Origin of the sequence: Ensifer sp. KUDG1 (assembly GCF_050434285.1) — a bacterium.
GTDB lineage: Bacteria > Pseudomonadota > Alphaproteobacteria > Rhizobiales > Rhizobiaceae > Ensifer.
In genome coordinates this window covers 347360-355844 of the sequence record NZ_JBNDIG010000006.1, presented here as the reverse complement: position 1 = coordinate 355844, position 8485 = coordinate 347360, and the positions used below count along the sequence as shown (strand labels likewise).

Sequence of the window (8485 nt, the reverse complement as noted above, 5' to 3'; positions counted from 1 at the left end):
TCTCACCCGCCTGCTTCGAGGTGATCACACGCTCCGACTTGTACAACCCGGCCGTCTTCAGGCCCTCGAGTTCGCTGCGGAGATGGGACAGGAAGCGGTCGCTCATTCAGGCACGCCCCTCGGCTCGATCGACAGCGACAACGGGCGGAAAGCCGGTGCGGCAGAGCGCATCGAGACCTTCGAGATCCAATTGCTCGAGACCCAGCTCCGGAAGGAGGTCGTTCTCGCCTTCGAAGTCCCGGCCGTACATGGCCGAAAAGATGCGGATTCCCGCCTCGTGCAGGTCCGCCGGGCATCCAGCGAGCCGCGCGAGCTGCGCCGTGACCACCAGGCCGAACGGGACGTCCTCCGTCACGTAACGGCTATCGGCCGTCGCGGGCCCTGTGCCGTTGTTTCCGGCCTGGTACATTTCCTGGTTCATCTGCGAGATGGTGCTGACCGGCACATGGAACGACAGGTGGAAATGCTGGAAGATGTCACGCACCTTCAGCTGCAACCTCTCGGCGACGGCCAGCCGCTCACGGTCGAGCGTCTCCAGTAGGCGACCGATGTTGGGCGTGACGTTCTGGGCCTGCACCCAGCTTTCGCCACGCTCCATGCGCGACATGTTGCCGAGCGCGATGCCGAGGTGGTTTTGCGGGTTGAGGTTCGAAAGCGCGATCGCCAGCAGGCTGCCGCGATCGACGAAATGTTCGCCGAAAAGCGCCGTGCAGACCGCGTGCCCGCGCGCACTCTCCGATGCCGGAACCGTCGCCAGATCGACCTGCTTGCGGATAGTGTTGACATGCGCCAGCGCCGGGCCGAGCTTCCGGCCGCTGACGATCGTCGTGCCCCAGGCAACGATCGGCAAGGTAATGCCGCGTGCGGCCAGCAGCGACGACAGATAGAGCGCTCCGAACGAAGTGTGCGAGCTGAAGATCACCACTTGGCCGGCGGTCAGATGTGGCGCGATAGCGTCCAGCACGAAACGGTGGCCATAGGCCGGCAGCGCGATGAGGATCGCATCCGCATCGCTGACCAGATCTTCCGCGCTTTCCGCAACGGCCGGAAGGAAGGTGCCTTCGATGGCGCCTTCGGCCGTCAGGCTCTCTCCCGCAGCGAGCGCCTGGGTTCCCGTGCCGGACGGCGACCAGAGCGTTGCCTTGTGTTCCAGTTTTTCAAGAAGTGCAGCGGTGCCGAAGGCAATAGAGCCAGCACCTGCGATACCTACGCGCATGTCGTTTTCCACTTTCATTGATATCGGGTAGCGGGCGCAGCCGGGGCGCCCGCCGTCGAGATGTTGCGGCTAAGCCGCGTTGCGGGCGGGGATGAGCGTGGTCGCTTCGGACGACCAGCCGACCCAGATGTCGTCGCGGCTGAGGCCTTCCACCTCGCTTGGATGAACGAGCGCGTTGAGCAGATGCCCCTCGCCGATCTCGACCTTGAGCGACGTGTGGTTGCCCTTGAAAACGCGCTGGCGTATGCGCCCCCGGATCCGGTTGGCGACGCCCGGTTCCTGCGCCGAACATTGGATCGCCTCCGGCCGCAGGACGACATAGATCGCATCGCCCGCCTTGGGGGACAGAGCGCCAGCGGACGCCTTGATCGTCATGCCGTTCCACCGCACCGCCGCTTCGCCGGCTTCGGTGCCGACGACATCCGACTGCAACAGATTGGTTTCGCCGAGGAATGTCGCCACGAAGGCGGAACCGGGCCGCTTGTAGAGGGTCGCCGGATCGCCCATCTGCTCGATCCGGCCATTGTTCATGACCACGATCGTATCCGACATGGTGAGCGCCTCTTCCTGGTCGTGGGTCACGAACATGAAGGTCTTGCCCGTCTGTTCCTGGATCGCCTTGAGCTCGATCTGCATCGTCTGGCGAAGCTTGGCGTCAAGCGCCGAGAGCGGCTCGTCCAAAAGCAAAACATCGGGATCCGGCGCCAAGGCGCGCATGAGCGCAACACGCTGACGCTGGCCGCCCGACAGCTCGGACGGAAGGCGGCCGGCAAAATCCTGCAGCTGCACGAGTTCCAGAAGCTCGGAGACGCGCCTCTGGATCTGCTTCTGGTCGACGCCCTTCAACTCCAGGCCGAAGGCGATGTTCTTCGCGACCGACATGTGCGGGAACAGCGCGTAATCCTGGAACACGATGTTGACGTTGCGCCGGTTCGGCGGAACCATTGTCACGTCGCGGCCGGAGAGCAGAATACGGCCCTCCGTCGGCGTTTCGAACCCGCCGAGCATGCGCAGCGTCGTCGACTTGCCGCAGCCGGAGGGGCCGAGCAGGGTGACGAACTTGCCGCGTTCGATGTTGAGGTTGAGATTATCGACGGCGACAAAACTGCCGAAGCTCTTGCGGACATTTTCGAACTGAACAACCGGTTGCATCAGCGGATCCTCGAACGACGTGTGAGATATTCTGCGTAGAGCCCGACCACGGCGGTCACGACCAGGACGAGCGTCGCCATGACGTTGATTTCCGGAGACATGCCGGACTGCACGCGGGCGAAGATCAGCATCGGCAACGTCGGGCGGTAGCCGCCGAGGAAGAAGGTGCGGACGAAGTCATCGCTCGACAGCAGCAGGCAGAAGATCATGCCGCCGAATATGGCCGGTCCGAGGTAGGGGAGCGTGACGCGGAAGAAGGTGACGATGCTGTCGGCACCGAGATCGCGGGCGGCATCGACGAGATTGCCCGGCATCGAGCGCAGCCGTGTCAGCACCATGACCACCACGAAGGGCACGGCGTGGACGACGTGGCCGAGGATGATGGCGACCGTGCCGGTCGGCAGGTCGATGGTGGTGATGAAGATGCGCAGCGAAATCGCCGAGATCATCCCCGGCACGACGGCCGGCAGGCAAGCGACGGCAAAGGCCACGTATTGAGCGGCCCCGCGCAGCGACCCGATCAGCATCGCGATCCAGACCCCGATGACCGTCGCGATGGCGGTCGTCGCCGCGGCGATCATGATGGTGTAGAGGCAGGCGTCCAGGAACTGCTTGTCCTGAATGACCTTGGCGTACCAGTCGATCGTCAGGTTGCCGAGCGGGAACGAAATGAAGCTTGCATCCTTGAAGCTGACCGCCACCATCAGCGACAGCGGCAGAAACAGATACAGGACAAACAGCCAGTAGAAGGACTTGAGGGCCAGTCCCGGCCAATCGTGAAACATGGCGCGCATCAGAATGTCCTTTGCTTCGAGCCGCCGACGACCCGCATGAACAGGCCGACAGTGACGAGGGATGCGGCAAGCATGATCATCGCGAAGGCGGCACCGGCCGGCCAACGGCTGCTGGCGCCGTGGAAGAAGCTGCTGATCGTCTCGGAGAACATGCTGGTGGTCGGCCCGCCGAGAAGAATGGGAGCGGCGAACACGCCCATGCAGGTGAGGAAGACCAGCGAGCAGCCCGACACGATGCCATCGCGCGAAAGCGGCAGGATGATGCGGCGGAAGCGCGTGAACGGCCCCGCGCCGAGATCCGCCGACGCGTCGAGCAGCGACTTCGGGATCTTCTCGATCGCCGAATAGAGCGGCAGCAGCATGTAGAGACAGACCATGTAGACCAGGCCGAAGCTGATCGAAAACGAGGTGTAGAGCATCTGGATCGGACGCTCGGTCAGGCCGATTTCCCTGAGCAGCACGTTAACGGCACCGCGATTGGCGAGAAGCATGATGACCGAGAAGATGCGGATGATTTCACCCGCCCAGAACGGCGCCAGGAGCAGGAGCAGCGCGCGCGACCTGTTGCCGGTCGCAACCACCTTCGCCACGTAATAGGCGACCGGATAGACCACGACCAAGGTGACGGCCGTTGCGATGGAGGCATAGATGAAGCTGCGCAGCAGCGGCATCCAGTAGAGCTTTTCACTGAAGAAGAGCGCGTAGTTGTCGAACGTGAATTCGGCCTCGACGCCCGGCTGCGGCGGATAGCTGGAGAGCAGGCTGATGCGCAGCATTTCGTAGATGGGGCCGATGTGCATCATCAGCATCCAGACCACCGGCACGCCGGCCAGAAGCAGGATGCGCCCATATCGCCATTCTGCAACGGCGCCCAGGGTGTAGCGATAGAGCGGTGAGTTGATCACCCTCGCGACACCGGTCGAGTATTTCATGTGCGCGGCGCGGACGGGGATACCGCCACCTGCCGCATGTGTTCCCACGGCCATTGTTTTATCCCAAAGCTTGTCCGCGACCCGACGGGTTGGCAGGACATGCGTTACCGTTCCGACCCCGCCGCCACGGCGAGGTCAGTCAGTCAGTCGTCACGATGCGATTGCTCAGGCGGCCTTCAGTTCTGCGACGGCGCGATCGATGATCTCGTTTTTCATCGAGCGATTGAGCGAGCTGAAGAAGGTGACGCGCTCGAGTTCTTCCTGCGGCAGCGTCGATGCCAGCCGCTCCCTGTCGTCGAGCAGCTTGTCGACGCCGGAGATCGTCGAGCTGAAGCCGGAGGTGCGGGTCATCGCGGCGCCGACCTCGGGATTGGCGAGGATCGCGTCGAACAGCTTGTAGGCATTCCCGGCATTGGGCGCGTTGTTGACGATGTTCAGCGTGTAGCAGAACCCGTAGGTGCCTTCCTTCGGAACGGAGAGCTTGACCGGCACGCCGTCCATGATCAGCTTGGCGGCAGGACCCGACCAGGCCTGCGCCAGGTGGATGTCCTCGTTAATGAACATCTGCTGCACTTCGCTGGCCGCATCGTAGTACTTGCGAACCATATGCTTGTGCTTGATCAGGTGGTCGCGCGCTTCGCTGGCGGCCTTCTGGGCCGCCTCGACCTTGTCGGTGTAGGTGACGAAGTCGCCGTCATGGCCGAGATATTTCATGGTGATCGACATGAAATCGCCGGCCATGTAAGCGGTCAGGCCCTCGTACTTCTCGTCGAACATGATGCCCCAGCTGTCGGCTTCCGGCACGTAGTCGGTGTTGCGAACGAGGCCTTCGTAGCCGGCAAGGATCGGCAATCCCCAGAGGTTGCCCTCATAGCGCGCCCAGGCGGCGTCCTGATAGGCGGGGTTGAGGTTCGACCAGTTGCGCAGCTTTGCCGTATCCAGCGCCTGCACCAGCTTCGAGCCGATGAACTGCCCGTAGCGGTGGCCCGCGACGGTCACGATATCGGTCGTCGGGTTGGCACCTTCCGCCGTCAGGAGGTTGTACTGCTTGCCCTGGTCGTCGGTCAGGCGGATGCGCACCTCGATGCCGCTATCCTTCTGGAACTGCTCGATGAAATCCTGCGGCAGGAACTTGTCATAGGTGGTGATGTTGAGAACCGAGCTCTGCGCATGCGCCGACCGGATGATGTAAGGCGCGGTGAGCATCGTAGCGCCCCCTGCCCCCAACAGCTTGAGCGCGCTCCTGCGATTGATTTTCTGCCCGATAATCATTGTTCCTCCTCTCGCCTCCCAGCGTGACCTGATGGCGTCAGTGCGCCGCATGAGCGCTATCCTGATCCCGTCGCCAATCGCGCAACCGGATCGACCCGACTGCAGCCTGCCTAGAGATAAGCGCAGCAAATTTGACCCGTCTAATTGTTTTTGAGTCTGCGTCCATTCCAAAAGGTTATAGGCTAGGATTTGCGCCGGGACGGCGAATGGCGATATTTTGCAGGGGCCCCTGGCGGACGCATTGTCAACCTGCGCGCGCAAAGCTAGGTTGGAGCCAATTCGGACCTGCATGAAGTTATGAAATGAAGCGCGCACCGAACCTACGACAAATCGAGGCTCTCAAGGCCGTCATCGAATGCGGCACGGTCAGCCGTGCCGCGGAAGTCCTGCACATCTCGCAACCCGCTGTGAGCAAACTTCTGGCGCATCTGGAAGAAGATACGGAGCTTGAACTCTTCGAGCGCATCAAGGGGCGGCTCATTCCTTCGGAGCATGGGATGCGGCTCTACAAGGAGATCGATCGCGTCTTCGCCGGCATCAAGCAGATCGAGCGCGCCGTCGACCTGATCCGGCGCGAGGAACTGGGGCAGATCTCGGTCGGCGTGATGCCGGCGCTCTCAGGCCTCTTCATCAGCCACACCAACAAGCGTTTCCTTGCCGGGCACGGCGACGCCTATATCTCGGTGGTGATCCGCAGCTCGCAGTTCATCGTCGAATGGCTGCTATCCAAGCAGGTCGATATCGGCCTCATCAATCGCAACACGGACAACCCCTATATCGAGTGCGTTCCGTTGCGCGGCGGAGACCTCGTCTGCATTGCGCCGAGCGATCATCGCTTCGCTGCGAGACAGGAGATCGTGCCCGCCGACATCCACGGCGAGCCCTATATCGGCTTTGCCGCCGACAACCGCATCCGGCAGAAGATCGAAAGCACGCTCGATGTCTATGGCACGCGGTTGAACTACATCATGGATGCGACCCTTGCGCCGGCGGTCTGCGAAATGGTCGCCAACGGACTGGGGATCGCCATCGTCGATCCGGTGTTCGCCTTTGGCCAGCGCGACCGGCTGACAATCAAGCCGTTCCTGCCCAGCATCCCATCGGATCTCAGCCTCTGCTGGTTGCGCGACACGCGGAACCGTCATCTGGTCGATGCCTATGTCGAGGCAACCCGCGCGACGGTCCACGACATGCGACAAGCAATGGAGACGGTCTGAGGTCGCGTGTGGCGGCCCGCGGGATTTCGCGGCTTTACAAGCCTCGATCAGAAACCGAGATTACGGGCCCGACAGAACTGGTGATCCATGCCGACCACTCCCCTCCGTGTTGACGCATTTTCCGAAGCGCATGTTCCCGAGATGCTCGACTGGTTTTCGAGCCTGGAGGCGCTGGTCCAATGGGGCGGCCCCGGCCTCTCCTTTCCCCTGGAAGCAGCACAGCTCGAAGCGATGCTCGCCGGGACCGAAGGCGCCGAAGCCGAGCGCCTGATGTTTGCGGGGATCGTCGACGGCAAGCTCGCCGGTCATGCGCAGGTGGCACTCGACTGGGCAAACGGAGTCGGCCGCCTCGCCCGTGTTGCCATCAATCCGCGCATGCGCGGCCAGGGCCTCGCCCAGCCTTTCCTCAGCGAAGTGACCCGCCGCTTTTTCGCCGACCCCGCCTTCGAGCGGCTGGAGCTCAACGTCTACACGTTCAACGAGGCGGCGATCCGCACCTACCGCAGCCTCGGCTTTTGCGAGGAAGGCGTCAGACGCTCCTCCGCGAAGGTCGGCGATGCCAGGTGGGACACCGCAATCTACGGCCTGCTCAGAGGGGAATGGGTCGAGCGCGCCGCCGCTCAGTAGGGCAAGCCGACATAGTTCTCCGCCAGCGCCGTCTCGGCCGCCACCGAATGGGTGAGGTAGTCGAGTTCGGCTTCCTGGATGCGCTGGTCGAAATCGCCGGTATCCGGAAAGCGATGCAGCATCGTGGTCATCCACCATGAGAAGCGCACGGCCTTCCAGACGCGCGCCAGCGCCCGCGCCGAATAGGCGTCGATGCCGGCATTCGAACGGTCTTGGTAGTGTTCGAGCAGCCCCTCGAAAAGATAATGCACGTCGCTGGCGGCTAGGTTCAGGCCCTTCGCGCCCGTTGGCGGCACGATATGGGCGGCATCTCCGACCAGGAAAAGGCGGCCGAAACGCATCGGCTCGGCAACGAAGGAGCGCAGCGGCGCGATCGACTTTTCGAAGGACGGCCCCGTCACCATTGCTTCGGCATGATGCGATGGCAGCCGCCGGCGAAGTTCGTCCCAGAAGCGCGTGTCGGACCAATCCTCGATCTTTTCGCTCACCGCGCACTGGATGTAGTAGCGGCTGCGCGTCGTCGAACGCATCGAGCAAAGCGCGAAACCGCGCGGATGGTTGGCGTAGATCAGTTCGTGATCGACCGGCGGCACGTCGGCGAGAATGCCCAGCCAACCGAAGGGATAGACCTTCTCGAAGGTCTTGAGCGCCTTTTCCGGTACCGACTTGCGGCTGATCCCGTGAAAGCCGTCGCAACCGGCGATGAAGTCGCAATCGATGCGCTGGGCCGTACCATCCTTCTCGAAGGTCACGTAGGGCTGGTGGCCATCGAAGTCATGCGGTTCGACATTGGCCGCCTCGTAGATCGTGACGGCCCCTGAACGCTCGCGATGCTCCATCAGGTCGCGAGTCAGTTCCGTCTGGCCATAGACCATGACGCGTTTGCCGCCGGTCAGATGCTTGAGATCGATACGATGGTCGCGACCGTCGAAGGCGAGCGAGAAGCCGTCATGCGGCAGCCCTTCCTTGTGCATACGTGCGCCGGTTCGGGCGCGATCCATCAGGCCGACAGTGCCTTCCTCCAGCACGCCGGCGCGCACGCGACCGAGGATGTAGTCCTTGCTGACACGATCGACGATGACGTTGTCGATGCCGGCTTCAGTCAGCAATTGCCCAAGCAGAAGACCCGACGGGCCCGACCCGATGATGACGACCTTGGTGCGCATGCTCTCCTCCGGATTTAGCGGAATTGTCTTTTGGCAAAATCTGCGCTGGGCCGGCTTCACTCTCAATGGACAAATCCGCCATGAAATTGCACAAATCGAACATGGCTTC

The 8485-nt window shown here is 62.5% G+C and carries 8 protein-coding genes; 2 read left to right on the top strand and 6 right to left on the bottom strand.

The features are described 5' to 3' along the window. Positions 1-106: 106 nt before the first annotated feature. From M2267_RS17865 to M2267_RS17845, 5 genes are all read right to left on the bottom strand, one after another. Positions 107-1216: an NAD/NADP octopine/nopaline dehydrogenase family protein gene (locus M2267_RS17865; RefSeq protein WP_429115897.1), complete on the bottom strand. Its 1110-nt coding sequence runs from the start codon at positions 1214-1216 to the stop codon at positions 107-109. A gap of 69 nt (positions 1217-1285) precedes the next feature. Continuing rightward, positions 1286-2368: an ABC transporter ATP-binding protein gene (locus M2267_RS17860; RefSeq protein WP_429115895.1), complete on the bottom strand. Its 1083-nt coding sequence runs from the start codon at positions 2366-2368 to the stop codon at positions 1286-1288. Then, positions 2368-3162 (bottom strand): ABC transporter permease, encoded by a 795-nt coding sequence (locus M2267_RS17855; protein WP_077963060.1) that lies wholly within the window; start codon positions 3160-3162, stop codon positions 2368-2370. The genes M2267_RS17860 and M2267_RS17855 overlap by 1 nt, the downstream gene beginning before the upstream one ends. Then, the gene (locus M2267_RS17850) at positions 3162-4148 is read right to left on the bottom strand and encodes an ABC transporter permease (protein ID WP_156133980.1); all 987 of its coding nucleotides are present in this window, start codon (positions 4146-4148) and stop codon (positions 3162-3164) included. Before M2267_RS17850 ends, M2267_RS17855 begins: the two co-directional genes overlap by 1 nt. Before the next feature lie 111 nt (positions 4149-4259). After that, positions 4260-5300, bottom strand: a complete 1041-nt coding sequence (locus M2267_RS17845) for an extracellular solute-binding protein (RefSeq protein ID WP_429115894.1) — start codon at positions 5298-5300, stop codon at positions 4260-4262. 368 nt (positions 5301-5668) lie between these two features. Here M2267_RS17845 and M2267_RS17840 point away from each other — a divergent pair, with 368 nt between their 5' ends. Together M2267_RS17840 and M2267_RS17835 are read left to right on the top strand one after the other, a co-directional pair. Further along, positions 5669-6583, top strand: coding sequence for a LysR substrate-binding domain-containing protein (locus M2267_RS17840; RefSeq protein WP_429115892.1), 915 nt, complete (start codon positions 5669-5671; stop codon positions 6581-6583). Positions 6584-6670: 87 nt separating this feature from the next. Beyond that, positions 6671-7210, top strand: coding sequence for a GNAT family N-acetyltransferase (locus tag M2267_RS17835; protein WP_429115890.1), 540 nt, complete (start codon positions 6671-6673; stop codon positions 7208-7210). Here the strand turns inward: M2267_RS17835 and pobA are convergent. Beyond that, positions 7204-8376, bottom strand: a complete 1173-nt coding sequence (gene pobA / locus M2267_RS17830) for a 4-hydroxybenzoate 3-monooxygenase (protein WP_429115888.1) — start codon at positions 8374-8376, stop codon at positions 7204-7206. The genes M2267_RS17835 and pobA overlap by 7 nt on opposite strands. Between the last annotated feature and the right edge of the window lie 109 nt (positions 8377-8485).

What these genes read in the sequence shown, in the direction of transcription:
- M2267_RS17850 (WP_156133980.1), bottom strand. Translation starts at nt 4,148, where the DNA reads ATGGCCGTGGGAACACATGCGGCAGGTGGCGGTATCCCCGTCCGCGCC.
- M2267_RS17835 (WP_429115890.1), top strand. Translation starts at nt 6,671, where the DNA reads ATGCCGACCACTCCCCTCCGTGTTGACGCATTTTCCGAAGCGCATGTT.
- M2267_RS17845 (WP_429115894.1), bottom strand. Translation starts at nt 5,300, where the DNA reads ATGCTCACCGCGCCTTACATCATCCGGTCGGCGCATGCGCAGAGCTCG.
- M2267_RS17855 (WP_077963060.1), bottom strand. Translation starts at nt 3,162, where the DNA reads ATGCGCGCCATGTTTCACGATTGGCCGGGACTGGCCCTCAAGTCCTTC.
- pobA (WP_429115888.1), bottom strand. Translation starts at nt 8,376, where the DNA reads ATGCGCACCAAGGTCGTCATCATCGGGTCGGGCCCGTCGGGTCTTCTG.
- M2267_RS17865 (WP_429115897.1), bottom strand. Translation starts at nt 1,216, where the DNA reads ATGCGCGTAGGTATCGCAGGTGCTGGCTCTATTGCCTTCGGCACCGCT.
- M2267_RS17860 (WP_429115895.1), bottom strand. Translation starts at nt 2,368, where the DNA reads ATGCAACCGGTTGTTCAGTTCGAAAATGTCCGCAAGAGCTTCGGCAGT.
- M2267_RS17840 (WP_429115892.1), top strand. Translation starts at nt 5,669, where the DNA reads ATGAAGCGCGCACCGAACCTACGACAAATCGAGGCTCTCAAGGCCGTC.